This window comes from Mesorhizobium sp. (assembly GCF_017306585.1).
Classification (GTDB): Bacteria; Pseudomonadota; Alphaproteobacteria; order Rhizobiales; family Rhizobiaceae; genus Mesorhizobium.
This window is the reverse complement of sequence record NZ_JAFKIC010000111.1, coordinates 1-25,318: the sequence shown is the minus strand read 5'-3', so window position 1 is coordinate 25,318 and position 25,318 is coordinate 1. Positions and strand designations below refer to the sequence as shown.

At 62.8% G+C, this 25,318-nt stretch carries 21 protein-coding genes; 15 read left to right on the top strand and 6 right to left on the bottom strand.

The window, feature by feature from the left end; translation table 11 throughout:
* Positions 1-34: 34 nt before the first annotated feature.
* Positions 35-1,162: an S-(hydroxymethyl)glutathione dehydrogenase/class III alcohol dehydrogenase gene (locus J0I79_RS06280; RefSeq protein ID WP_292855767.1), complete on the bottom strand. Its 1,128-nt coding sequence runs from the start codon at positions 1,160-1,162 to the stop codon at positions 35-37.
* A 108-nt stretch (positions 1,163-1,270) separates the two neighbouring features.
* Positions 1,271-1,825, bottom strand: a complete 555-nt coding sequence (locus tag J0I79_RS06275) for an AAA family ATPase (protein WP_292855765.1) — start codon at positions 1,823-1,825, stop codon at positions 1,271-1,273.
* A 149-nt stretch (positions 1,826-1,974) separates the two neighbouring features.
* Here J0I79_RS06275 and J0I79_RS06270 point away from each other — a divergent pair, with 149 nt between their 5' ends.
* The 3 genes from J0I79_RS06270 (at position 1,975) to J0I79_RS06260 (ending at position 8,534) form a co-directional block, all read left to right on the top strand.
* Positions 1,975-3,987, top strand: a complete 2,013-nt coding sequence (locus tag J0I79_RS06270; RefSeq protein ID WP_292855763.1) for an acetyl/propionyl/methylcrotonyl-CoA carboxylase subunit alpha — start codon at positions 1,975-1,977, stop codon at positions 3,985-3,987.
* 208 nt (positions 3,988-4,195) lie between these two features.
* Positions 4,196-7,666, top strand: a complete 3,471-nt coding sequence (gene dnaE / locus J0I79_RS06265; RefSeq protein WP_292855860.1) for a DNA polymerase III subunit alpha — start codon at positions 4,196-4,198, stop codon at positions 7,664-7,666.
* 64 nt (positions 7,667-7,730) lie between these two features.
* Positions 7,731-8,534, top strand: coding sequence for a potassium channel family protein (locus J0I79_RS06260; RefSeq protein ID WP_292855761.1), 804 nt, complete (start codon positions 7,731-7,733; stop codon positions 8,532-8,534).
* A 5-nt stretch (positions 8,535-8,539) separates the two neighbouring features.
* Here the strand turns inward: J0I79_RS06260 and J0I79_RS06255 are convergent, their stop codons facing one another.
* Positions 8,540-9,421, bottom strand: a complete 882-nt coding sequence (locus J0I79_RS06255) for a DMT family transporter (RefSeq protein ID WP_292855759.1) — start codon at positions 9,419-9,421, stop codon at positions 8,540-8,542.
* Between the two features lie 189 nt (positions 9,422-9,610).
* Here J0I79_RS06255 and J0I79_RS06250 point away from each other — a divergent pair, with 189 nt between their 5' ends.
* On the top strand, positions 9,611-10,117 hold the full coding sequence (locus tag J0I79_RS06250) for a hypothetical protein (RefSeq protein WP_292855757.1): 507 nt from the start codon (positions 9,611-9,613) through the stop codon (positions 10,115-10,117).
* A 7-nt stretch (positions 10,118-10,124) separates the two neighbouring features.
* Here J0I79_RS06250 and J0I79_RS06245 read toward each other — a convergent pair whose 3' ends face one another.
* Entirely contained in the window at positions 10,125-11,453 is a 1,329-nt protein-coding gene (locus J0I79_RS06245) for a DNA polymerase IV (protein ID WP_292855755.1), read from the bottom strand.
* Between the two features lie 65 nt (positions 11,454-11,518).
* Between J0I79_RS06245 and J0I79_RS06240 the strand changes: the two genes are divergently transcribed.
* Together J0I79_RS06240 and J0I79_RS06235 are read left to right on the top strand one after the other, a co-directional pair.
* Complete coding sequence (locus tag J0I79_RS06240) at positions 11,519-12,106, top strand: GNAT family N-acetyltransferase (RefSeq protein ID WP_292855753.1); 588 nt, start codon at positions 11,519-11,521, stop codon at positions 12,104-12,106.
* Positions 12,107-12,200: 94 nt separating this feature from the next.
* Positions 12,201-13,790 carry a hypothetical protein gene (locus J0I79_RS06235; protein ID WP_292855858.1) on the top strand — a complete coding sequence of 530 codons (1,590 nt, stop codon included), beginning with the start codon at positions 12,201-12,203 and terminating at the stop codon, positions 13,788-13,790.
* A gap of 10 nt (positions 13,791-13,800) precedes the next feature.
* Here J0I79_RS06235 and J0I79_RS06230 read toward each other — a convergent pair whose 3' ends face one another.
* Together J0I79_RS06230 and J0I79_RS06225 are read right to left on the bottom strand one after the other, a co-directional pair.
* Positions 13,801-14,454: a hypothetical protein gene (locus J0I79_RS06230; protein ID WP_292855751.1), complete on the bottom strand. Its 654-nt coding sequence runs from the start codon at positions 14,452-14,454 to the stop codon at positions 13,801-13,803.
* Entirely contained in the window at positions 14,451-14,750 is a 300-nt protein-coding gene (locus J0I79_RS06225; RefSeq protein ID WP_292855856.1) for a DUF3572 domain-containing protein, read from the bottom strand. The genes J0I79_RS06230 and J0I79_RS06225 overlap by 4 nt, the downstream gene beginning before the upstream one ends.
* 245 nt (positions 14,751-14,995) lie before the next feature.
* On the opposite strand from J0I79_RS06225, the gene J0I79_RS06220 reads away from it, so the two are divergent.
* The 9 genes from J0I79_RS06220 (at position 14,996) to ugpC (ending at position 25,197) form a co-directional block, all read left to right on the top strand.
* Positions 14,996-15,367, top strand: a complete 372-nt coding sequence (locus tag J0I79_RS06220) for a response regulator (protein WP_006334976.1) — start codon at positions 14,996-14,998, stop codon at positions 15,365-15,367.
* Positions 15,368-15,400: 33 nt separating this feature from the next.
* Positions 15,401-16,774 carry a PleD family two-component system response regulator gene (locus J0I79_RS06215; protein ID WP_292855748.1) on the top strand — a complete coding sequence of 458 codons (1,374 nt, stop codon included), beginning with the start codon at positions 15,401-15,403 and terminating at the stop codon, positions 16,772-16,774.
* A 547-nt stretch (positions 16,775-17,321) separates the two neighbouring features.
* Positions 17,322-18,818 carry an FAD-dependent monooxygenase gene (locus J0I79_RS06210; RefSeq protein WP_292855746.1) on the top strand — a complete coding sequence of 499 codons (1,497 nt, stop codon included), beginning with the start codon at positions 17,322-17,324 and terminating at the stop codon, positions 18,816-18,818.
* A 127-nt stretch (positions 18,819-18,945) separates the two neighbouring features.
* Complete coding sequence (locus tag J0I79_RS06205; protein WP_292855744.1) at positions 18,946-19,680, top strand: FadR/GntR family transcriptional regulator; 735 nt, start codon at positions 18,946-18,948, stop codon at positions 19,678-19,680.
* A complete protein-coding gene (locus J0I79_RS06200; protein ID WP_292855742.1) occupies positions 19,677-20,864 on the top strand; it encodes a PLP-dependent transferase in 1,188 nt (395 codons plus the stop codon). The genes J0I79_RS06205 and J0I79_RS06200 overlap by 4 nt, the downstream gene beginning before the upstream one ends.
* A 29-nt stretch (positions 20,865-20,893) precedes the next feature.
* Positions 20,894-22,171 carry a sugar ABC transporter substrate-binding protein gene (locus tag J0I79_RS06195; protein WP_292855740.1) on the top strand — a complete coding sequence of 426 codons (1,278 nt, stop codon included), beginning with the start codon at positions 20,894-20,896 and terminating at the stop codon, positions 22,169-22,171.
* Positions 22,172-22,350: 179 nt separating this feature from the next.
* Positions 22,351-23,277, top strand: a complete 927-nt coding sequence (locus J0I79_RS06190; RefSeq protein WP_292855738.1) for a sugar ABC transporter permease — start codon at positions 22,351-22,353, stop codon at positions 23,275-23,277.
* Positions 23,277-24,125 carry a carbohydrate ABC transporter permease gene (locus tag J0I79_RS06185; RefSeq protein ID WP_292855736.1) on the top strand — a complete coding sequence of 283 codons (849 nt, stop codon included), beginning with the start codon at positions 23,277-23,279 and terminating at the stop codon, positions 24,123-24,125. The genes J0I79_RS06190 and J0I79_RS06185 overlap by 1 nt, the downstream gene beginning before the upstream one ends.
* 4 nt (positions 24,126-24,129) lie before the next feature.
* On the top strand, positions 24,130-25,197 hold the full coding sequence (gene ugpC, locus J0I79_RS06180) for a sn-glycerol-3-phosphate ABC transporter ATP-binding protein UgpC (protein ID WP_292855734.1): 1,068 nt from the start codon (positions 24,130-24,132) through the stop codon (positions 25,195-25,197).
* The last annotated feature ends 121 nt before the right edge of the window (positions 25,198-25,318 follow it).

Genomic DNA, 25,318 nt, shown 5'->3' with positions numbered 1-25,318 from the left:
CTGGCCGGTTGGTCGGCGGCTTGTGGCTTTGGCTTCAGTAAACGACGACGCTGCGGATCGACTTGCCCTCATGCATGAGGTCGAACCCCTTGTTGATGTCCTCGAGCTTCAGCGTGTGAGTGATCATCGGGTCGATCTGGATCTTGCCGTCCATGTACCAGTCGACGATGCGCGGCACATCGGTGCGGCCGCGCGCGCCGCCGAAGGCCGTGCCCATCCAGGTGCGGCCCGTGACCAGCTGGAACGGACGCGTCGAAATCTCCTGGCCGGCGCCGGCGACGCCGATGATGACCGATTTGCCCCAGCCGCGATGCGAGGCCTCTAGCGCCTGGCGCATCACCTTGGTGTTGCCGGTGCAGTCGAACGTGTAGTCGGCGCCGCCGATCTGGTCGGCGCCACGTTTGGTCATGTTGACGAGATAAGGGACGATGTCGCCGTCGATTTCCTTCGGGTTGACGAAATGCGTCATGCCGAACCGCTCGCCCCAGGCCTTCTTGTCGTTGTTGAGGTCGACGCCGATGATCATGTCGGCGCCGGCAAGCCTGAGGCCCTGGATGACATTGAGGCCGATGCCGCCCAGGCCGAAGACGACAGCGGTGGCGCCCTGTTCGACCTTGGCGGTGTTGATGACGGCGCCGATGCCCGTGGTCACCCCGCAGCCGATGTAGCAGATCTTGTCGAATGGAGCGTCGGGATTGACCTTGGCTACCGCGATCTCGGGCAGCACGGTGAAATTGGAGAAGGTCGAGCAGCCCATATAGTGGAAGATCTTGTCCTTCCCGATCGAGAAGCGCGAGGAACCATCGGGCATCAGGCCCTGGCCCTGCGTGGCGCGGATGGCGGTGCAAAGGTTGGTTTTCCTCGACAGGCAGGACGGGCACTGCCGGCACTCCGGCGTATAGAGCGGAATGACATGGTCGCCCTTCTTGACCGAGGTGACGCCCTTGCCGACATCGACGACGACGCCCGCTCCCTCATGGCCGAGGATGGCCGGGAACAGCCCTTCCGGATCGGCGCCCGACAGCGTGAACTCATCGGTATGGCAGATGCCGGTCGCCTTGACCTCGACCAGCACCTCGCCATCGCGCGGACCGTCGAGGTCGACCTCCATGATCTCCAGCGGTTTTCCGGCGGCGACGGCGATGGCGGCGCGGGTTTTCATGAGAAATTCCTCCAATGCAATTTTGTGTCCAAGGTTTCAGCATTCCTGCGCCGATTCAACCCATCTTGGCGACGAATGATGACGCAAAATCATTCGTCCAGGCGTTTATCAAGCATACCAGCCAGCAGTCCGCAGGATCGCATCCGCCAGTTCCGCTGGAGCTTTGCCGTCCGTCGTTATCTGAAGCAAACCCTGTTTGTCTTCCTCCGCCATGCGCCGTGCCTGATTGAGGGTGCGCTGCAACTGCTCTTCCGCGCCAGATCCAACCTCGCGCCGGCTCAGGCGCTCGGTCAGTATCGGTTGCGAAGCTTGCAGGCGCACCACCGAGATTTCGGCGTCCGGTATCGCGGCGAGAATCCAGCGAAGGTCGAAGGCGAGATGCATCATGACGCCCGACATTACCAGTCGTGAGTGGCCCATCGCACGATATGTCGACCAGATCGCCGCCAGGTTGATGGTGCTGATATCGGTTGTGCCAGGTCGCAAAAGCTCCAGTTCTTCGGCCTTGGGGCGGGGATAAACCCGGTCCAGTTCGTCGGTTTCGATGATCGCATGGCTTATCTGCGCACTGGCAAGCTGCTTGCCGATCTCCCAGCAAACGGTGGATTTCCCGACGCCTGCGGGTCCCGTGATCAAAAGGATATGCACTGCGTCTGGCTTCATGCGTCGGTTCCGGTGGCGACGGTCGCACCTTCCGGCAGGCGGCATGACGTTGGCAAGCCGAAAGGTTTGGTTTCTTGGACCGCCTCGAAGCGCTTGAGCCTATGTCTCGAAGCCCATAAGAAGAGGGAGCATCCGAGGGAAGGCCTTTAATGTTCACGAAAATCCTGATCGCCAACCGCGGCGAGATCGCCTGCCGCGTCATCAAGACGGCGCGCAAGATGGGGATTGCCACCGTCGCGGTCTATTCGGATGCCGATCGCGATGCCGTGCATGTCGAAATGGCCGACGAGGCGGTGCATATCGGGCCGGCGCCCGCCGCGCAGAGTTACCTGGTTCCGGAAAAGATCATCGCCGCCTGCAAGGCGACCGGCGCCCAGGCTGTGCACCCCGGTTACGGCTTCCTGTCCGAACGGGCGGCCTTCTGCGAGGCGCTGGAGAAGGAAGGCATTGTCTTTATCGGCCCGAAGCCCAAGACGATCATGGCGATGGGCGACAAGATCGAATCGAAAAAGTTTGCCAACGCCGCCAAGGTATCGACGGTTCCGGGCTGGCTTGGCGTCATCGAGGATGCCGATCATGCCGAGAAAATCGCCGGCGAGATCGGCTATCCCGTGATGATCAAGGCCTCGGCCGGCGGCGGCGGCAAGGGCATGCGCATCGCGTGGAACCAGTCGGAAGTGCGCGACGGTTTCGACCGGGCCCGCTCCGAGGCCAAGAGCTCGTTCGGCGACGATCGCGTGTTCATCGAAAAATTCGTCGTCGATCCACGTCACATCGAGATCCAGGTGCTGGCCGACGCCCATGGCAACGCACTCTATCTGGGTGAGCGCGAATGCTCGATTCAGCGCCGCAACCAGAAGGTCGCCGAGGAGGCGCCATCGCCGTTCCTCGATGCCAAGACGCGCAAGGCCATGGGCGAACAGTCGGTGGCCCTGGCCAAGGCGGTCGACTATCAGAGCGCCGGCACTGTGGAGTTCATTGTCGACAAGGACAAAAACTTCTATTTCCTTGAAATGAATACGCGATTGCAGGTCGAGCATCCGGTCACGGAGCTTGTCACCGGCATCGATCTGGTCGAACAGATGATCCGTGTCGCCGCCGGCGAGAAACTCGCTCTCAAACAGAGCGATGTGAAGCTCAACGGCTGGGCAGTGGAAAGTCGCCTCTATGCCGAGGATCCCTATCGCAATTTCCTGCCGTCGATCGGTCGGCTGACGCGCTACCGGCCGCCGGAGGAGGGGCAATTCGGCGATGTCGTCGTTCGCAACGACACCGGGGTCACCGAAGGCTCCGAGATTTCGATGTTCTACGATCCGATGATCGCCAAGCTCTGCACCTGGGCGCCAACCCGCATCCAGGCCATCGATGCGATGTCGGAAGCGCTCGACAGTTTCGTCGTCGACGGCATCGAACACAATATCCCGTTCCTGGCCGCCCTGATGCAGCATCCGCGCTGGCGCGAGGGAAGGCTGTCGACCGGCTTCATCGCTGAGGAATATCCCGACGGCTTTGCTCCTGTCGCGCCCGATTCCGGGGAAAAGGCCGTGCTGGCCTCGATCGCGACCGCGATTGAATTGCTGCGCCGCGACCGCCTCGACAGGCTTGGCGGCCGGCTGGCGCCGCATTCGGGCGCGCTCAAGCGCGACTGGGTGGTGAAGATCGGCGAGGACTATCTCAGCGCATCCATCCTCGAAGGCATGATTTCCATTCCGATGGAAGTCGACCTGTCGATCGACGGCGGCAAACCGCTGACCGTGTCATCCGACTGGCGGCCGGGCGACCTGATCTGGCGCGGCACGGTCGGCAGGCATGGAGTGGCCGCCCAGATCCGGCAGGTGGCCAATGGTCTGCGTATCGCCTGGAAAGGCATGTCGGTGACCGCGCGCGCCATGCTGCCGCGCACGGCCGAACTCGAAAGGCTTATGCCGGAGAAGGTGGCGCCTGACACGTCGAAACTGCTGCTGTGCCCGATGCCGGGCCTTGTCGTGTCGATCGCCGTTGCCGAAGGGCAGGAGGTCAAGGCCGGCGAGACCTTGGCCGTGGTCGAGGCGATGAAGATGGAAAACGTGCTGCGCGCCGAACGTGACCTGACCGTCGCCAAACTCAACGCCAAGCCGGGCGACAGCCTGGCCGTCGATGCGGTAATCATGGAATTCGCCTGAGACAATCTGGGGGCATACCCCGGCGGCCCGAAGGCGTTCGCAGCAGGTCGGTCGAACCTGTGGTCAGGATCGGTTTGTGCTGGACTGGTTTAGCCCGGTCCGGGACAATACATCTCCATCGACTCAAGATTTGCGGGCAGCGCGAGAAACCATGGCGGATGAGAGACTTCCACGCGACCCCTTGAAACGCGAAGCCGTGATCGCTGCCATGCCGCCCAAGGCGCCGGTGCGGCCTTTCGTGCATCTGCGCGTACATTCGGCCTATTCGCTGCTCGAAGGCGCGCTTCAGCTTGGCAAGATCGTCGGCCATGCGGTGAAGGACGAGGCGCCGGCCATCGCCGTCACCGACACCAATAATCTGTTCGGCGCGCTCGAATTCGCGCAGAAGGCGGTTAAGGATGGCATCCAGCCGATCATCGGCTGCCAGATCGCGCTCGCCTTTTCCGGAGAAAGCAGCGACGGCCAGCGTGACCGCCGCCGGCAAGGGCCGGAGATGCGGCCGGTCGTCCTGATCGCGGCGACCGAAGCGGGCTATTCCAATCTTGTCCGGCTGGTCAGCCGGGTCTATCTGGAGACCCCGCCGGGCGAGGCTGTGCATCTCACCACCGACATGCTGGAGGGGCAGGCCGACGGGCTGATCTGCCTGAGCGGCGGGCCGCGCGGCCCGATCGGCAACGCCTTGAAGGAGGATCGCCGCGATCTGGTCGAGGCTCGGATGGCGACACTCAAGACGCTGTTTGGCGACCGTCTCTATGTCGAGTTGGAACGGGTTGCGGGTTACGATCGGATCATCGAACACCAGACAATCGAACTCGCCTACGCGCACGCGCTTCCCCTGGTTGCGACCAATGAAGCGTTTTTCTCCTCGCGCGACGATTATGAGGCGCACGACGCGCTGATAGCCATCGCCGAGGGCTCGGTGGTCGCTGTCGATACGCGCCGCCGGCTGTCGCCGGACAATTTCCTGCGCAGCCAGGCCGACATGTCGCAGCTGTTCGCCGACCTGCCGGAAGCGATCGACAACACGATCGAGATCGCGCTGCGCTGTTCTTACTACCCGAAAAACCGCAGCCCGATCCTGCCGCGCTTCACGGGTGGCGACGCCTCCGACAAGGATGCTGCGGAAAAGGCCGAGGCCGCCGAACTTGCCCGCCAGGCGCGGGAAGGGCTCGACGCGCGGCTTGCCTTGCACGGGCCGACACCCGGCTACACGGTGGAGCAATATCGCGAGCGGCTCGAGTTCGAGCTCGGCATCATCGAGAGGATGAAGTTCCCCGGCTACTTCCTGATCGTTGCCGACTTCATCAAATGGGCGAAGTCGCAAGGCATTCCGGTCGGCCCTGGCCGTGGCTCGGGCGCCGGATCGCTGGTCGCCTATTCCACCACCATCACCGACATCGATCCGCTGCGCTTTTCCCTGCTGTTCGAGCGCTTCCTCAATCCGGACCGCGTGTCGATGCCCGACTTCGACATCGACTTCTGCCAGGACCGGCGCGAGGAGGTGATCCGTTACGTCCAGCAGAAATACGGCCGCGACCAGGTCGGCCAGATCATCACCTTCGGTACGTTGCAGGCGCGCGCCGTGCTGCGCGACGTCGGCCGCGTGCTGCAGATGCCCTATGGCCAGGTCGACAAACTGTCCAAGATGGTGCCGCAGAATCCGGCCAATCCGGTCAAGCTGGCGGACGCCATCGCCAATGAACCGCGCTTTGCCGAGGAGGCCGAGAAGGAACCGATCGTCCAGACGCTGCTCGACATGGCGCAGAAGCTGGAGGGGCTCTACCGCCACGCCTCCACGCACGCCGCCGGCATCGTCATTGGCGACCGGCCGCTGTCGCAGCTGGTACCGATGTACCGGGATCCGCGTTCGGATATGCCCGTGACCCAGTTCAACATGAAATATGTCGAGCAGGCCGGCCTGGTGAAGTTCGACTTCCTCGGCCTGAAGACACTGACGGTGCTCGAAACGGCGGTGAAGCTGATCCGCCGGCGCGGCGTGGATATCGATCTGGCGACGATCCCGCTCGACGATCCCGAGACCTATGCCATGCTGTCGCGCGGCGAGGTGGTCGGCGTGTTCCAGGTGGAAAGTGCCGGCATGCGCAAGGCGCTGATCGGCATGCGGCCGGACTGTATCGAGGACATCATCGCGCTGGTCGCGCTCTACCGTCCGGGCCCGATGGAGAACATCCCGACCTACAACGCCAGAAAGCATGGCGAGGAGGAGATGGCCTCGATCCACCCCAAGATCGACCATCTGGTGAAGGAGACGCAAGGCGTCATCGTCTACCAGGAACAGGTCATGCAGATCGCGCAGGAGCTGTCCGGCTATTCGCTCGGCGAAGCCGACCTTCTGCGACGCGCCATGGGCAAGAAGATCCGCGCCGAAATGGACAAGCAGCGCGAACGCTTCGTGTCCGGAGCCGTCGAGCGCGGTGTGAGCAAGCCGCAAGCCGACTTCATCTTCGACCTGCTGGCCAAGTTCGCCGACTATGGTTTCAACAAATCGCACGCCGCCGCCTATGCCGTCGTGTCGTATCAGACCGCCTATCTCAAGGCGCATTATCCCGTGGAGTTCCTGGCGGCCTCGATGACGCTCGATATGGGCAACACCGACAAGCTCGCCGATTTCCGCCAGGACGCCTTGCGCCTCGGTATCGAGGTTCTGGCGCCTTCCGTGATGAGCAGTTTCCGTCCCTTCGAGGTCGGGGAGAACCGCATCTACTATTCCATGGCCGCGCTCAAGGGGGTCGGCGACGCTGCGGTCGAGCATATTGTGGCGGTGCGTGGCGAAAAGCCGTTCAAGAGCCTTGCCGATTTCTGCGAGCGCGTCGACCCCAAGATCGTCGGCAAACGCGTCTTCGAAAGCCTGATCATGGCCGGCGCGCTCGACTGTTTCGGCCACGACCGCGCCCAGATGATGGCCGGCGTCGAGCGCATGATGGGCCTTGCCTCGCTTGCCCAACAGAATGCCGTTTCCGGCCAGGCCGATATCTTCGGCGCGTCGCTTGGGGCGCAGTCGCAGGCGCTTAACCTGCCGGCGACCGATCCGTGGCTGGCCGCCGACCGGCTGCACCGCGAATTCCAGGTTGTCGGCTTTTATCTCTCGGCTCATCCGCTCGATGAATACAAGGCCGCCCTGCAGAAGATGCGGGTGCAGAACTGGGCGGAGTTCTCGGCCGCCGTCAAGCGGGGCGCCGCCGCCGGCCGCCTGGCGGGAACCGTCACCAGCAAGCAGGAGCGCAAGACGCGCACCGGCAACAAGATGGGCGTCGTGGCCTTTTCCGACACTTCCGGCCAGTACGAGGCCGTGCTGTTCTCGGAAGCACTGGCACAGTATCGCGATCTTCTGGAAGCCGGGCGCTCCGTCGTCATCACCGTGGCGGCCGAAGACAGGCCCGAGGGCGTCAACCTGCGTATCAATTCGGTGCAGTCGCTCGAGGATGAGGCCAGCCGCATCCAGAAGGCGCTGCGCATTTTCGTCAGAAACGATGGGCCTGCCTCGATGATCCAGTCTCAGCTTACCCAACGCGGCGAGAGCCAGGTGAGCATTATCGTGATCAAGGAGGAAGCACAGGGCGAGATCGAGATCGCCTTGCAGGGGGGCTATCGCGTGTCGCCGCAGATCGCCTCGGCGATGCGGGCCGTGCCGGGCGTGGTCGAAGTGGAGCTGGTGTGACCATCGCCGCTGGCGGATCGCGGTCCGGCGGCCGCCATTGGCGGCTTGCCTCGTCGCGGCTTTCATGAACACCGCCGACAACAACCGATCTCGCGATCTTTCGGGAATGGCGCGGCTGCGCGATAGCTTGCGAAAGCTCTATCACGGGCGCTCGCCGGCCGCTTTCCGGTTCCAACTGGTGGCGGTCGTCATCGACCTCGCCATCATCGCTTTCTTCATCGCGACGCCCGTCATCCAGCAGTCGGATTCGTTTCTGTGGCTGGACTATGCGGTGGCGGCGCTTGTCGCCGCCGACCTTTTTGCCCGGCTGCTCGCCTCCAACGACATGCTGCGGCTGATGAAGCAGCCGACCTCCTGGGTGGATGTCTTCATCCTCTTGACGCTGCTGATGCCGACGGCGCTCGCCAGTCTCGGCTTCCTGCGCATCCTGCGGCTATGGTCGTTGTCGCGCAGCGGTTCGATCTGGCGGCATTTCCAGATGCGCGGCTTGCGACCCTGGCGCGAGGCAAGCCATGCGGTCATCAACCTTTTGACGTTTCTGTTCGTCGTCACCGGCTTCGTCTACACGTTCTTCTTCCGCAACGGAGCGGGGCTGGAAAACTATGTCGACGCGCTTTACTTCACCGTTGCCACGGTGACCACGACAGGCTTCGGCGACATCGTGCTGCCCGGTATCGCCGGCAAGCTGACGGCCATCGTCACCATGATCATCGGCATATCGCTGTTCGTCAGGCTGGCGCAGGCGATCTTCCGGCCTGCCAAGGTTTTCTATCCCTGTCCGCAATGCGGCCTGCAACGGCATGAACCCGATGCCGTGCACTGCAAGGCCTGCGGGCACATCCTCAACATCCCCGACGAAGGGATTTGAGCCTGCTATGACGCTGCGGCCTCGGCTGGCTTTATCGGCTTGCGCTGAAGGTTCAGCAGATTGCCCATCAGGATCAGCAGCGCGCCGCCGGCGGTGAAGACGTCGATCTGTTCCTGGTAAAGCAGCCAGCCGACCAGCGCCGACAGGGGCACGCGCAGGAAATCCATCGGTGAAATCACGGTGGCGTCGGCATAACCGAGCGCGCGTGCCATGCAGAAATGCGACGACATGCCGGTAAAGGCGATCAGCAGGATCCATGGCCACAATTCGAGCGACGGATTGCGCCACTCATAGAGTGCCGGCACGAGGCCGACCACGGACTGGATGATGAGCATCCAGAAGATGATGCGCACGACGCTGTCGGTTCGCGTCAACGACTTGACCAGGACCAGCGAAATGCCGAAGCAGACCGCGGCGCCCAGCACCACCAGATGCCCGGCATCGATCGCGCCTGCGCCGGGGCGGACGATAATCACCACACCGATGAGCCCGAGAACGACCGCGGCCAGTTTGGCCCGGCTCAGCCTTTCGCCAAGGAAGGTCACCGCCAGGATCGCCGTCCAGATCGGCGTGGTGAATTCGATCGAGATCAGCACCGCCAGGGGGATCAGCGTCAGGGCATAGAGCCAGGCCGCCTGGCCGGTATAGTGGACGACATTGCGCGCGATATGGGCAAGCGGGCGTTGCGTGCGCATCGCGGCAAAGCCGCCGCTCGCCATCACCAGCGGCAGGAGGATGAAGAAGCCGATCACCGAGCGCAGTTCAAGCACCTGGAAGACGTTGAGTTCGGCCGTCGTGGCCCGGCCGGCAACCGACATCGCCAGGAATGACGTGATCGAGAGCGCCATCCAGAATGCGGCCTTGGGGATAGAGGGGGTGGGTGCCATCTGAGCTATGTCGCAGGCCAGGGCTTGTGGGGCAATCGCTAGCAGGCCCATTCTTCTGGGCCAGTTCAAACGGGCTCGCGGCGGAACAGTCGCCCTGGCCGGGCGGAACTTGACACGGCAAGGGGCGTTGAGACGTGGTATGCACCCAAGCCTGATGGTTGCCGTTCCAATCCGACGAGGAGAGCTTCGATGATGTCACCAGCGCGGTTTGTGCTTGCCGGTTGCCTGCTGTTTGCGGCGAGTTCGGCGCATGCGGACGAGAGCAAGTTCCTCCAGTCATTCCAGGGGAATTTCGCTGGCAAGGGAACGGTCCAGGTGACGACGCAGGCGCCCACGGTCAGCGTTTCCTGCACGTTCAAATCGGATGCGACATCATCCTCGCTGTCGCTGGACGGCAAATGCACCGGCCTTGTCCTGGTGAGCCGCGCCATCAGCGCCCGGCTCAAGACCAGCGGCAGCAAGTATTCGGGCGTCTACATAGGCTCACGCACCGGTCCGGCTCAGCTCAACGGCAGCCGCTCCGGCAACGCCATCAACCTTGCCATACGGTGGGCCAAGGTCGTGAATGGCGACCGCAGCGCGCAGCTTACGGTGGAGAAAAAGGGCGCCAACGGCATTGTGCTGACCGTCACCGATCGCGATCCCAAAACCGGCAAGAACGTGGTGACGAGCCGCATCGACCTGAAGCGCACCTGAGGATCGACTAGTCCTCGAGCGGCTCCGGCGGATGGGCATCACGGCCTCGGCCGAACGTGTAGCCTGTTTCCACCGCCTTGCGGCCGAACTTGTCGCGCAATGCGTCGATGGCGCCTTCGGCCATGGCGCGCTTGCGCGACTGCACGTCGACCAGGTCAGGCGGATCGGCCTTGTCGTCGTCGGAGAGATCGCTGACGCCGATGCCGAGCAATCGGTATTTCGTTCCGTCCGCTTCCTTGCGCAGAAGCTCCACACCGGTCGAGAAGATGCGGTCCGCCAGCCGGGTCGGGTCGCCGAGTTGCCGGTTGCGCGTGCGCAGTTTGAAATCCTGGGTTTTCAGCTTCAGCACCACCGTGCGTCCGGCAATGCCTGCCTTTTTCAACCGCGCCGAAACCTTTTCCGACAGGCCGCGCAATACTGAGACGAGTTCATCCAGCGACGCGATGTCGGTGTCGAAAGTGGTCTCGGCCGATACGCTCTTGGCGTCCTGGTCGGGATCGACCCGGCGAACGTCCTCGCCGCGTGAAAGCCGGTATAGCCGGTCGCCCATCACGCCGTAGCGGCGCATCAGGTCGCCGCGCTCCATCTTCTGGAGTTGGCCGATGGTGCGGACGCCGTCGCGCTCCAGCGTGGCGCTGAATGCCTTGCCGACGCCCCAGATCATGGTCACAGGCTGCGGCGCCAGGAAGCCGATCGCTTCGGCCTCGCCGATGACCGAAAAGCCGCGCGGCTTGCGAAGGTCCGATGCAATCTTGGCGAGGAACTTGCAGTAGGAGAGACCGGCCGAAACGGTGATGCCGATCTCCTTCTCGACGGCCTGGGCGAAGCGCGCCAGCACCACGGCCGGCGGCAGGCCGTGCAACCGTTCCGTGCCCGCCAGGTCGAGAAACGCCTCGTCGATCGACAGCGGCTCGACCAGCGGTGTCAGCGCCTGCATCATGGCGCGCACCTCGCGGCCGACGCGCACATATTTTTCCATGTTGGGCGGTATCACGACCGCCTCGGGACAGGCTTCGAGCGCCTTGAACATCGGCATTGCCGAGCGCACGCCCCGGATACGGGCGATGTAGCATGCGGTGGAGACCACCCCGCGTTTGCCGCCGCCGACGATCAGCGGCTTGTCCTTCAGCGCCGGATTGTCGCGTTTTTCGATGGCGGCATAGAAGGCATCGCAATCGATATGCGCCAGATGCAGCCGGTAAAGCTCGGGATGGCGGGCAAGGCGAGGGCTGCCGCAGCGGTCGCAGCGGCGCGTTTCACCGCGCTGAAACGTCAGGCAGTCACGGCAAAAACCGTGCTCGGGATTGTTGACAGGGGCCGCCATCGCTGCGAACATAAAGAGAACAAACGCAATGGTACGACAGCGCAAGGCCAGCGACAAGCTTGGCCTGGGGAGAACGCATGAGCACGAGCGTGGTACCGCTGACGCCTGATCTGTGGCCGGAATTCGAGGATCTCTTTGGCAAGCAGGGTGCCTGTTACGGCTGCTGGTGCACGCATTTCCGGCTGGCGCCGGCGGCGCGGCGCGAAAGCAGCCGAGAGCGCAACAAGGATCACATCAAGGCCCGCATCGAAGCCGGCCCGCCTCCGGGCCTGCTGGCCTTCGAGGATGGTAAGGCGGTTGGCTGGATGCAGATCGGGCCGCGCGCCGACGTGCCCGAATGGAACAACAAGGGCAGGGGTTCGGCACCGATCGATGCCGCGGACGCCACCGATCCCGATGTCTGGGCTATCTCCTGCTTTTTCGTGCGCACAAAAGCGCGCGGCAGGGGCATCACGCATCGCCTCGTCGAAGGTGGCATCGACTTCGCCCGCAGCAATGGCGCGCGGCTTGTCGAGGCCTGCCCGATAGACGTGTCCCGTGATTCCCGGTCGATCGGCCTGTTTGTCGGCTCTTCCCAGGTCTTCGAAAAGGCCGGATTCGAGCGGATCGTGGAGCGCAAGGCGGGTCGCCCGCTGATGCGGCTGGTGCTGGCGGCGGCCAGCTAAGCGTCATCGTCTTGCAGTTGTGATGGTATTTCACTACCAGAATCCGGACGACCTTTTTTGCCTTTCGATCAAACGGAGAGTTCCCGTGAACCGTATGTTGCCAATCGCCTTTACCGCGTTGCTGTTCAGCGCGCCCGCTTTCGGCCAGTCCGTCGACAGCCAGGGCGCCAAGCAATTGTCCGACGATCTGTCACGCTATGTCGGCAAGCAGGCGATCGACAAGGGCATTCTGAAGGTTTCTGTCGAGGGCCAGGCTTACAAGATCGTGTTTGATTTCAAGGCGCTGGCCGCGACCTTTCCCGACCAGAAACTGGTGAAGTTCGACTTTGCGCCCTACGCCCTGCTGGTCAAGCCGCGCAGCGACGGTTCTTGGGACGTCTCGATGGATTTTTCGCAGAGCGCCTCGTTTGAATTCGAAGGCCCCGAGGGAAAGCAGACGACACAGTTTTCGATCAAGGACGGCAAGGGCAGCGGTGTTTATGACCCGGCGCTGGCCGCCTTTACCAGCGGCACGAGTTCGATGTCCGGGATGACGATGTCGTCCGTGGAAGCCAAGCAGCAGATGGACATGAGCGCTGGCGCCGGAAGCGCGACCCTTTCCGCGACCAAGGCCGGCAATGGCGGCGTCGATTTCACCATGTCGCAGAAGATCGCCAACTTCGTCGAAACGATAAAGCTCAACGATCCCGAAAAGGGATTGAATTTTCCCGTCACGGTGAAGTCGCCGGAACTGTCGGTGGAGGCCAGCGGCAAGGGAATGCAGACCAAGCCGCTGCTTGATCTCCTGGCATTTGCCGTGGCCAATGAGGACGAGAAGACGCTGAAGGCCAATCAGGCGCAACTCAAGTCGCTCCTGCTCGCCGCGCTTCCGGTGTGGGAGCGCATCGATGGTACTTACGGCTTCAAGGACTTCGCGGTCGAGATTCCGCTCGGAGCCTTCGGCGCCACGCAGCTCAGCACCGCGTTCGGCTCCGATGGCATCGCCCAGAGCGGCAAGGTCAATTACGGCATCAAGGCGTCGGGGCTGAGCGTGCCGCATCAGCTTTTGCCGAGCTGGAGCGTGGCGCTGTTGCCGACCGACATCGACCTGAATTTCGGCGGCGCCAACATCGATCTCGACAGCATGGCGAAGAAGGCGATCGAAGCCTTCGATCTCAATCAGGACCCACCGCTGTCTCCGGAGTTCGGTGATCAGCTCAAGGCCGACTTCCTGGCCAAGACGCCCAAGGTCGTCATTGGTCACAGCACGGTGAAGAACAAGGACATGGAGATCGCGCTGGAAGGCGAGATGACGAGCTTCGGCCAGAAGCCGGATGCGAATCTCACGGTCGATGTCGCCGGCTTCGATAAGATCGTCGCCGGTCTGCAGGAGGCGGCGAAGTCCGAACCTGAAGTGGCGCAGTATGTGCCTGTCGCTCTCGTCGTGAAAGGCTTTGCCAAGACCCTGCCGGACGGCCGCCTGGAATGGGTCGTCAACACCAAGGCCGATGGCTCGGTCACCGTCAACGGCGTCATGCTGAAGGCCGCCGACCCGGCGGCGGGCGATGGCGTCGAAGACGGTGACGGCGCTGGCGATGAGAGTGGCGGTGACAATGGCGGCAATGACAATGCAGGCAGCGTCAATGCCGGTGACGGCAACGCCGGCAGCGATAATGGCGGGGCAGGCGCGAAGCTTAATCCTTGAGGGGTAGGCCCTAAACTCCCAGAGCGCCGGCAATCCTTGGCGCTGCTTCGTGCCAGTCCTGGACGACGATGACATCGTCCGGGACCGGCGGCAGGAATGCGCGCAGCGAATTGTCCGCCATCAGGTGGAAGAGATTTGCCTCTGCCACCGACTCCCGTACCGACGCCAGATTGTGCGGTTGATCGTCGACGAAGACCACCGGCCGGCCGTTCTTGCCGCGCAGCTTGGCCACCGCCGGCCCCTTGGCCATTTCCGTGGTCAGCAAGGGGTAATTTAGCCCCAGCGCATCGAGATGCGCCCGCCGTGCGGCGCGATGCCTGTGCGGCATGGCCGTCAGCAGGATGATTTCGGCGCGGTCTCCGATGCCCGCGAGCGCTTGCGCGGCCCCGTCGGTGATGCCCTGCCACTCGGCCTGCGCGTCGAAGAAATCGCCCAGCAGCGCAGTGACTTCCGGCTGCTCGATCAGCCGGCCGCTGGCCGTTTCGGCGATGTTGCCGGTCAGCCGGAAGGACGCCAGCGTCAGGCCGTAGCCGCGCGCCTTGAGGAAATGCGGGAAGGGACGGATGAATTCGAGCACGACGTCGTCGACATCGAGCACCAGCAAGGGCCGGTCATCGGCCGCCAGTTCCTCGATCTGGCGCGCGGTTTCCGGATCGTCACTCATATGGAACGCTCATGGTTGTCGTCGCCGAGCGGCAAGGCCCGCAACGCCTTGCCGATGGCGGCCGGCGGCGTGCCGGTTTCCTCGGCAAATCTGATCAGGGTCGGTTCGTGGGCGAGAATGAACTGCAGCACGCCGGCCAGGAAGCCCGGTTCGCCCGCGGCTCTGCGGATCGAATGCGCTTCTATCCCGGTGATCGCCAGAAAGCGCGGCAACAGTTCCGGGTCGGAGGCAACGAAGCCCAGCGCCTTGATGGCAAGAGCTTCGGCTTCTTCGCGCATTGACGCCGCGTTTGCCATCACTACCTTTGGCATGTGGAATGAGTCTCTCCCGCAGTAATGGCAAGAGTTGCCTGCGGCAAGCCTTTACAGCGCGGCGCGCCCTTTGGACGCGCAGGGAGGCGAGGTGGAAATCGCGCTGCTTGGCGGCCGTGGGTTTCCGTTTCGTCAATCATATTGCCGTATAGTGAAGCAGGGTTTGGTGCGTTCAAGGACGGGCGCATGACGGCCACTTTCGAGCGGAAGGCGGCCGGGACGGGATATCGATGCCTAAGAAGGTCATGATCGTCGAGGACAATGAGCTCAATATGAAGCTCTTTCGGGACCTCATCGAAGCCAGCGGCTACGAGACGGTGCGCACCCGCAATGGTCTGGAGGCGCTCGATCTCGCGCGCCAGCACCGGCCCGATCTCATCCTGATGGACATCCAGTTGCCGGAGGTGTCGGGGCTGGAAGTGACCAAGTGGCTGAAGGAAGACGACGATCTGCATGTCATTCCGGTCATCGCGGTGACCGCCTTCGCCATGAAAGGCGACGAGGAGCGCATCCGCCAGGGCGGTTGCGAGGCCTATATTTCGAAGCCGATCTCTGTGCCGCGTTTCATCGAGACCATCAAATCCTATCTGGGCGATGCCTGATGCGCCCATTTTCCAAAGTCGGAGCCTTGTGAAATGACCGCGCGGATCCTCGTCGTCGACGATATCCCTGCCAATGTCAGGCTGCTGGAGGTCCGGCTACTGGCCGAATATTTCGAGGTGCTGACGGCCAGCAATGGCGCCGATGCCATCGAGACCTGCGAAAACGGCAAGGTCGATGTCGTGCTGCTCGACGTCATGATGCCCGAGATGGACGGGTTCGAGGTCTGCCGGCGCCTGAAGAGCGATCCGGCGACGTCGCACATCCCGGTGGTGATGATCACCGCGCTGGACCAAGTCTCGGACCGCGTGCGTGGGCTCCAGGCCGGCGCCGACGATTTTCTGACCAAGCCGGTCAACGACCTGCAACTGATGACACGCGTCAAGAGCCTGGTCCGCCTGAAATCCCTGACCGACGAGTTGCGGCTGCGGGCCTCGACCACGCGCAACATCGGCATCGAGGAACTTCTGAGCCGCAACTTCGCCTCTGCCGAAACGACGCCGAAAGTGCTCCTGATCGATGAGCGCAAGTCGTCTGTCGAACGCATCCAGAAGATGCTGCGCGACAGCGCCGATCTCGATGTAACCAGCGATCCGCATGCCGGTTTCTTCCAGGCGGCCGAAACGCCCTATGAGTGCGTGATGATCTCGACGGCCTTCGCCGACTTCGATCCGCTCAGGCTCTGCTCGCAATTGCGTTCGCTCGATCGCACGCGCTTCCTGCCGATCATTCTGCTGGCGGAGGAGGGCGAGGAGGAACGCATTATCCGCGGCCTCGAACTCGGCATCAACGACTATCTGATGCGGCCGATCGACCAGCAGGAACTGACCGCGCGGCTGCGCACTCAGGTGCGCCGCAAGCGCTACAACGACCAATTGCGCGCCAGCGTCACCCAGACCATCGAAATGGCTGTGACCGACGGCCTGACGGGCCTGCATAACCGCCGCTATCTCGACAGCCATCTGCAGACGCTGTTCGACCGCGCCGTGGCGCGGCGCCGGCCGCTGTCGGTGATGATCACCGACCTCGACCGCTTCAAGTCGATCAACGACATGCATGGCCATGATGGCGGTGACGAAGTGCTGCGGGAGTTTGCCCGGCGGCTGCGCAAGAATGTGCGCGGCATCGACCTTGCCTGCCGGTTCGGTGGCGAGGAGTTCGTCGTCGTCATGCCCGACACGGATGGCATGGTGGCCGAGAAGGTGGCCGAGCGCATCCGCGCCGAAATCGCCCAGAAGCCGTTTGCCATCGGTTCCGACGGCAAGACCATCGAGGTGACCGTCAGTGTCGGCGTGTCGTCGGTGCTGAAGGGGGTGGACACGGTGGCCGCGTTGATGAAGCGCGCCGACCTGGCGCTCTACGAGGCCAAAAGCGGCGGCCGCAACCGCGTCGTCGCCAAGGCCGCCTGACCGATTCGGCCGGATATCCAGTCAAGCAACAGGGTTAGCCATTTACCTTAATCCAAGCGATTCGCGAGGCTTGGTTAAGAAACTGTTGATTTTCATAAGTTCTTGCGCAAATGTGCGGGCCATAGACCAAGACGACCTGGGCACGAGGGTAGACAGCCAGGTCGATCGCAGGAATACCCCATGATGCTCAGGTCCGCCGCATCTCCTGGGTCCGTGGGGTCGGCCGGCCGGCGCTGGCACATAGTGGCCTCCTCGTACCGCTGCCAAACGCCGACCGGCCCCCTTTGCCCGATATGGCATCAGGAGCCGATCAAGCCCCGGACAATCCGGGGCTTTTTTATGCGCGGAAAATCTCGGTAACGCCGGCTGCAAAAAGTCCGTTTGAATGCGGAAGGCCGGGCCCACAGGGAAGACTGTTGCGCGCTTCTGGCCGGCGCGGGAGGAGTATTGTCCTCTCGTAAAGTATATATGGCGCCCGGGGGACTTGCTTCAAGCCCCGGTTCCTCCCGTAAAACCGCGCCCTTGCCAACGGAACGGGAGTATCGAAATGCCGGTATCCATGCCGACAAACCAACCGCCGCGCGATCATTCGGTGCTGATAGTCGGGGGCGGCCCGACAGGGTTGATGCTGGCGGGCGAACTCGCGCTGGCGGACATCGATGTCGCCATTGTCGAGCGGCGCCCGACCCAGCAATTGGCCGGCTCGCGCGCGGGCGGCCTGCATGCGCGCACCATCGAAGTGCTCGACCAGCGCGGAATTGCCGACAGGTTTCTGTCGCAGGGAAAGCTGTGGCCGGCCGCCAGCTTCCACATGGTGCGCCTGGATACCAGCGACTTTCCCAGCCGGCACAACTATCTGCTGGCACTGCGGCAAAACCATATCGAGCGGATAATGGCCGACTGGATCGGCGAACTGGGGGTGCCGATCTATCGCGAACGGGAAGTCACCGGTTTTGCGCAGGACGAAGACGGTGTCGATCTGGAACTGTCCGGCGGTCAACGGTTGCGGACGCAATACCTCGTCGGCTGTGACGGAGGCCGCAGCGTCATCCGGAAGGCTGCTGGCATAGAGTTCGCCGGCTGGGACCCGACGATGAGCTGGATCATTGCCGAGGTTGAAATGGCACGGGAGCCTGAATGGGGATTTCGCAGCGATGCCCATGGCGTCCACGCGATAGGCAAGATCGAGGAGAGCGGCCGGGTCGGCATCGTGCTGACCGAGCGGCAGCTGACGATCGGCGGCGAACCCACCTTGCTCGATCTGCAGCAGGCGTTGGACGGCATCTACGGCACCGACTACGGGGTTCACGGCCCGACCTGGATTTCCCGTTTCACCGACATGGTGCGCCAGGCAACCGCTTACCGGGACAGGCGGGTTGTGCTCGCTGGTGATGCCGCGCACATCCATCCTCCGATGGGCGGGCAGGGGCTCAACATCGGTGTGCAGGACGCAGTCAACCTGGGGTGGAAGCTGGCGCGGGTGGTCAAAGGCATGTCCCCCGAAAGCCTGCTCGACAGCTACCACAGCGAACGTCATCCGGTCGCCGCCCGCGTGTTGCGCAATTCCATGGCGCAGGTTGCGCTGCGTCGCATGGATGTCCGCACCAAGGCATTGGCTGATACTTTTGCCGAGTTGCTCGCCATGGACGAGCCACGCAAGCGGCTGGCCGGGGAGATGTCGGGGTTGAGCGTCCATTACGATCTGGGCGAGGGGCATCCCCTGCTTGGACGGCGAATGCCCGATCTCGATCTGACCACGGCGGACGGGCCGCTTCGGGTCTACAGTCTGATGCACGATGCCCGTCCAGTGCTTCTTAATCTGGGCGAGGCCGGTAGCCTCGATGCCGGCCCCTGGAAGGAACAGCTGCGGCAGGTCGATGCTGCGTATGACGGTGCCTGGGAGCTTCCGGTCCTTGGTGCGGTCGATGCGCCGGCCGCCGTGTTGATCAGGCCCGACGGATATGTGGCCTGGGTCTCGGATGCAACAGATTGGGGATTGGCCGACGCGCTGACAAAATGGCTCGGTCTGCCCGTCGCCTCTTAGCGCATTGGGCGCAAGGCGCCGCATCCTGAAATCTTCAACAGCCAGATCACGAGACTCCTGACAAGCGATTGACAGGGGTCTCGCCAGTGTGCAGATTGGTTGGACCATTGGACCACTTGGAGGAAATGTGGACCAGAACAGCCTGCCACCCATCCAGACCACGGCGCGCGATGACGCGGTGCTGAAGGCGTTGGTGGGCTTTGTCCGCGCCGAGGCCCTGCAGCCCGGCGAGCGGCTCCCCACCGAGCGCATACTGGCTGAGCGGCTGAAGGTCAGCCGCAACACGGTGCGCGAGGCGCTGACACGATGGGAGGGGCTTGGTCTGGTCGAACGCCGGCAAGGCAGCGGCACTTACCTCAAGGCCGCTGTTTCACCCGACATGCTGCATTTGCCGCTGACGCTTGCCGGCGGCAACGACTTCACCAGCCTGATGCATACGCTGGAGATCAGGCGCGCGCTGGAAGCGGAGGCCGCGGCATTGTGCGCGGAGCGCGCCAGCCCGGGCGACATCGCCGAGATCGAGCGCAAGCTCGACATCATGGAGCAGGCGTTCCGCACCCGCGACGGCATGTCCTCGGAGGAGGACTGGGAGTTTCACCAGGCGATTTACCGGGTCTCCGGCAATCCGCTGTTCGAGCAGATCATCGCCGCCATGCACGAGCTGTTCCACCGTTTCTGGGAGCATCCCCTCGGTGTGCGCGATTTCGGCCACGCCAGCTTTCCCTACCATCGCACCATCTACGAACGCATCGCCGCGCGTGATCCGCAAGGCGCCCGCGACGAGGCGCTCAAGCTGATCGCCACCGTCGAGGACGATCTCAAGCGCGGTGCGGCCAAACTCAAACTTCCGAGCCGGACATGAACGAGCATCCCTCAGGTTTCGACCACGATTACCTCGCCGAGGCGGCGACGCTGCTGGCGCATGATGAGCCGTTTCCCAGCGGCGCGGTGGTGCCGCCAATCTATCAGACCTCGCTGTTCACCTTCGCCAACTACGCCGAAATGGCCGATACGTTTGCCGGCAAACGAAAGCAGCCGATCTATTCGCGCGGTGACAATCCGACTGTCATGGAGTTCGAGGCGCGCGTGGCGGCACTTGAGGGCACTGAGGCCGCGCGTGGCTTTTCCAGCGGGATGGCGGCGATCAGCGCCACCGTCCTTGCCTTTGTCGGCGCGGGCGAACGCATCGTTGCGGTGCGCAACTGCTATGGCGATGCCTACCGGCTGTTCGAGCGGTTCCTGCCGCGCATGAACATCAAGGTCGATTATGTCGACGGCTCCGATCCCGATGCGGTCGCGGCGGCGCTGCCGGGAGCCAAGCTGCTCTATCTGGAAAGCCCGACCTCGATGTTGTTCGAGCTGCAGGACCTGCCGCATCTGACGCGGCTGGCGAAAGAGCAGGGCATCATCACCACCATCGACAATTCCTGGGCGACGCCGGTATTCCAGAAGCCGCACACGCATGGCGTCGACCTCGTGCTGCATTCGGCCTCCAAATATCTCGGCGGCCATAGCGATACGGTTGCCGGCGTCGTGGCCGGCTCCGCCGCGCACATCAAGCATATCAACGAGCAGACCTATTCCTATCTCGGCGGCAAGCTGTCGCCCTTCGAGGCGTGGCTGCTGTTGCGCGGCCTGCGCACATTACCGTTGCGCCTGCCGCATCACATGAAAAGCGGACTGACCATCGCAGAGCGGCTGAAGGCGCATGCCAATGTAGAGCGCGTCAACCATCCCGCCTATTCGAACCATCCCGGCAAGGCGACGCTGCGCGGCTATGCCGGCCTGTTCTCCTTCGAGGTGACCGAGGACATCGACATCCCCGTCTTTGTCGATGCGCTGAAATTTTTCCGCATCGGCGTCAGCTGGGGCGGTCATGAGAGCCTGGTCGTACCGGCCAAGGCGTCGCTGGAGCAGACGCCGGGACTGAATTCGATGGCGCGCTTCGGCGTCAGCCCCCGAACCATCCGCTTCAATGTCGGATTGGAAAATGTCGAGGACCTCTGGGCCGACGTGGTCCAGGCCTTCGAAAAAGCCAGAAAATAACAAGCCGCTTCAAAATGGGAGTCTTGAAGATGAAGAAACTGACCGTCATGCTTGCCACCGTTGCGGGGCTGGCGATTTCAGCCGGAAACGCCTTGGCCGACACGACCCTCAAGATGGTCGAGGTGATCACCAGCCCGCCGCGCACCGAGTTCCTGAAGAAGCAGATAGCCGAATTCGAGGCGGCCAACCCCGGCGTCAAGGTGGAGCTGGTGTCGCTGCCCTGGGGCCAGGCCTTTGAGAAGTTCCTGACCATGGTGCAGGCCGGTGATACGCCAGACGTGGTCGAGATGCCGGAACGCTGGATGGGCCTTTACGCCAACAACGGCCAGCTCGAGGACCTCGGACCCTATATGGCCAAGTGGGACGATGCCAAAACGCTTGGCGATCGCGCCAAGCAGTTCGGCTCCACCGTCAACAACACCCAGTACATGATACCGTACGGCTACTATATCCGCGCGCTCTTCTGGAACAAGAAGTTGTTCAAGGAGGCTGGCCTCGACGGTCCGCCGGCAACGCTCGACGATTTCGTCGCCGACGCCAAGAAGATTTCCGCGATGCCTGGCAAGTATGGCTATTGCCTGCGCGGCGGCCCGGGCTCGTATACCGGCGTCAACATGTTCATGAACATCGCTGCCGGCAATGGCGCCGCTTTCAACGCGGACGGCACCTCGACGGCCAATGCGGAAGGCTCCGTCAAAGGCCTGCAGATGCTGGCGGACCTCTATAAAAACGGGTACGCGCCGAAGGACAGCGTGTCCTGGGGCTTCAACGAAATCGTCACCGGTTTCTATTCAGGCACCTGCGCGATGCTCGACCAGGATCCAGACGCGCTGCTCGGTATTGCCGACAAGATGAGTGCCGATGATTTCGCCGTGGCGCCGATGCCGGTCGGGCCAAGCGGCAAGTCGTTCCCGACGCTGGGCTATGGCGGCTGGGCAATGTTCGCCAACTCGCAGCACAAGGACGATGCTTGGAAACTGATGGCGACGTTGTTGTCTCCCAAGGACAATCTTGACTGGGCCAAGGAAGTCGGTGTCATCCCGATCCACAATGGCGCCGATCAGGATGCTCATTTCAAGACCGAACAGTTCAAAGGCTGGTTCGAGGAGCTCAACAACACCAGCAAGTACCAACTGGTGACGCCGCCGACGCATCTGGAGAATCTCGGCAACTTTGTCGACCAAGTCGCCATCAAGAACTTCCAGGAGGTTCTGCTCGGCCAGAAGACGGCCAAGGACGTGGCCGACGAATGGGCTGCTTTCCTGACCAAGGAGCAGCAGGACTGGATGGCGAAGAACAAGAAGTAGTTTTCTTCCCTTCTCCCCGTTTCACGGGGAGACGGTGTCACGAAGTGACGGATGAGGGGCAGCGCCGGGTTCTTAGAAGTTAGCGCCGCCCCTCATCTGCCTGCCGGCATCTTCTCCCCGTTACGGGGAGAAGGAAGCTGTGTTGGCCCCGGCATCCACCCATCACCGCAGAGCCACCAATGTCCTATGCCGTGTCCGAAATACGATCCGCAGGCCCGCCACGAAAAAAGCGGTTCTCCTACGCGACGTTTGAGCCCTGGCTCTACCTCAGCCCGGCGATCGTGCTCCTGGTGATCGTGCTCGTGGTGCCGCTCATAATCGGCATCGGCTATTCGTTCCGCAAATTTTCCGCCTTCAAATCCGAATATGTCGGCCTTGGCCAGTACCATGCCATGCTGTCCGACCCGGTGCTTGGGCAGGCGCTTGTCAACACGCTGTGGTGGACGGTCGCCAGCCTGTTCTTCCAGTTTTTCCTTGGCCTTGGCCTCGCCCTGCTTCTCGACAGACCGTTCGCCGGACGCAAGATCGTGCAAGCGGTGGTGTTCCTGCCCTGGGCGGTGCCATCCTTCCTGTCCGGCCTCACCTGGGCATGGCTGTTCAACCCGATCATCGGACCGCTGCCGCACTGGCTTTTCGCTTTGGGGCTGAGGTCCGACCCAACCACCAGTATCCTTTCCGATCCGGCCACAGCGATGTGGGGACCGATCATCGCCAACATCTGGTTCGGCATCCCGTTCTTCGCCATCACGCTGCTGGCGGCGCTGAAGTCGATCCCTTCGGAACTGCACGAGGCGGCAGCGATCGACGGCGCCTCGCCATGGCAGCGCTTCAGCAAGGTCACGCTGCCGTTCCTGGCGCCAACCATCGTCATCACCGTCATGCTGCGCACGATTTGGATCGCGACCTTTGCCGACCTGATTTTCGTGATGACGGCAGGCGGGCCCGCCGGGTCGACCAGCACGGTTCCGGTCTACATCTATGTCAGCGCCTTCAAGTCGCTGGACAAAGGCTATGCTTCCGCGGTCGCGGTGTTGCTCCTGGTGCTTTTGATCGCCTATGCGGTGGCGCTGATCGCCATCCGACGCACGCTTGTGAGGCATGTCTGATGATCGCCGGACGCTCCGCAACCTCGCGCATAGCAGGCGGCATCGGTCTCTACGCGGCGATCGCCGTCTATGTGGTCTTCGCGCTCTTTCCGATCTTCTGGACGCTGAAAATCTCGGTGACGCCGGAGCGGCTGCTTTATTCGGAGGGTATCACCTTTTGGCCGTCGCAGACGACGCTCAAGAACTTCGCCACCGTGCTCGAAGCCTCCGACTTTCCACGCTATTTCCTGAACAGCGTCATAGTCTCGGTGTCGACCGCCGCCCTGGTGACGGTGATCGCCACGCTCGCCGGCTACGCGATGTCGCGCTTCGCCTTCCGCGGCAAGGCAACGCTTGCCATCCTTTTGCTGCTGACCCAGACCTTTCCGCTGGTCATGGTCATTCCGCCGATCTACCGCATCATGGGCGATATCGGCCTGACCAACAGCCTGATCGGGCTGATCATCATCTACACCGCCTTCAACACAGCCTTCGCCACCTTCCTCATGCAGTCCTTCTTTGACGGCATCCCGAGGGATCTCGAGGAGGCGGCGATGATCGACGGCTGCACGCGCGCCGAGGCCATGCGCCGGGTGATCGTGCCGCTGACGCTGCCCGGCATGGGGGCGACGCTCGGCTTCGTCTTCACCGCCGCCTGGAGCGAGCTTCTCTTCGCGCTGATGCTGATTTCCAGTGACGCCCAGAAGACTTTCGCCGTCGGCCTGCTCACCTTCATCGGCAAGTTCGCCGTCGACTGGGGGCAGATGATGGCGGCCTCCATCCTGGCGCTGATCCCGGTCTGCATCTTCTTCGCCTTCCTGCAACGCTATCTCGTCACCGGCCTCACCGCCGGCGCCGTCAAAGGATAGATCGATGGCCTCTGTTACGCTTGAAAAAGTCCGCAAGGATTATGGCGCCGTCCGCGTGCTGCACGCGGTCGATCTCAAGATCGCCGACGGCGAGTTCGTGGTGTTGGTCGGTCCCTCAGGCTGCGGAAAATCCACGCTTCTGCGCATGATCGCCGGGCTCGAGGAAGCATCCGGCGGCGAGATCCACATCGGCGAGAGGCTGGTCAACGACGTCGCTCCCAAGGACCGGGACATCGCCATGGTGTTCCAGTCCTACGCGCTCTATCCGCATATGGACGTATCGAAGAACATGGGCTTCAGCCTGATGCTGCGCAAGGCTGAGAAGTCGGCCATCGATAGTCGCGTCGACGGTGCTGCCAGGCGGCTGGGGCTCGACAGTTTTCTCGGACGCCTGCCCAGGCAATTGTCGGGCGGCCAGCGCCAGCGCGTCGCCATGGGCCGCGCCATCGTGCGCGATCCCCAAGTCTTTCTCTTCGACGAGCCGCTGTCCAATCTCGACGCCAAGCTGCGTGTCCACATGCGCGCCGAGATCAAGGCGCTGCACCAGCAACTGAAAACCACCTCTGTCTATGTCACCCACGACCAGATCGAGGCGATGACCATGGCCGACCGGATCGTTGTCATGCATGACGGGCTGATCCAGCAGGTTGGCGCGCCGCTCGACCTCTATGATCGCCCGGCCAACATCTTCGTCGCCGGCTTCATCGGTTCGCCGGGCATGAATTTCCTGCCGGCGACGGTGGAGAAGGCCGACAAGGCCGACGCCGTGCTCGCCGACGGCCAGAAGCTGCGGCTCCCGGATGGCCTGCCGTTGAAGGGTGGTGACGCCATCACCGTCGGTCTGCGCCCCGAGCATATCCGGCTGTCCGACGATGGGGCGCTGGGAGGCGAGGTGGGGGTGGTCGAGCCGCTTGGCCTGTCGACGCAATTCTATGTCAAACTGGCCGGCCAGCAGCTCTGCGTCTTTGCGATGGGCCGTGCGGGTGTGAAACCCAGCGACGTCGTGCGGCTGGCCGCCGATCCGGCGGCGCTGCATCTGTTCGACGCCAAAAGCGGCGATCGCATCGGGTAAGCGCAGCCTCTGACTTGCAAACAAAAACGCCGCCCGATGGGCGGCGTTTTTGTTTGCAAGGGGAAAACCCAGATTACTTGATCTTGGTTTCCTTGAATTCGACGTGCTTCTTGGCGACCGG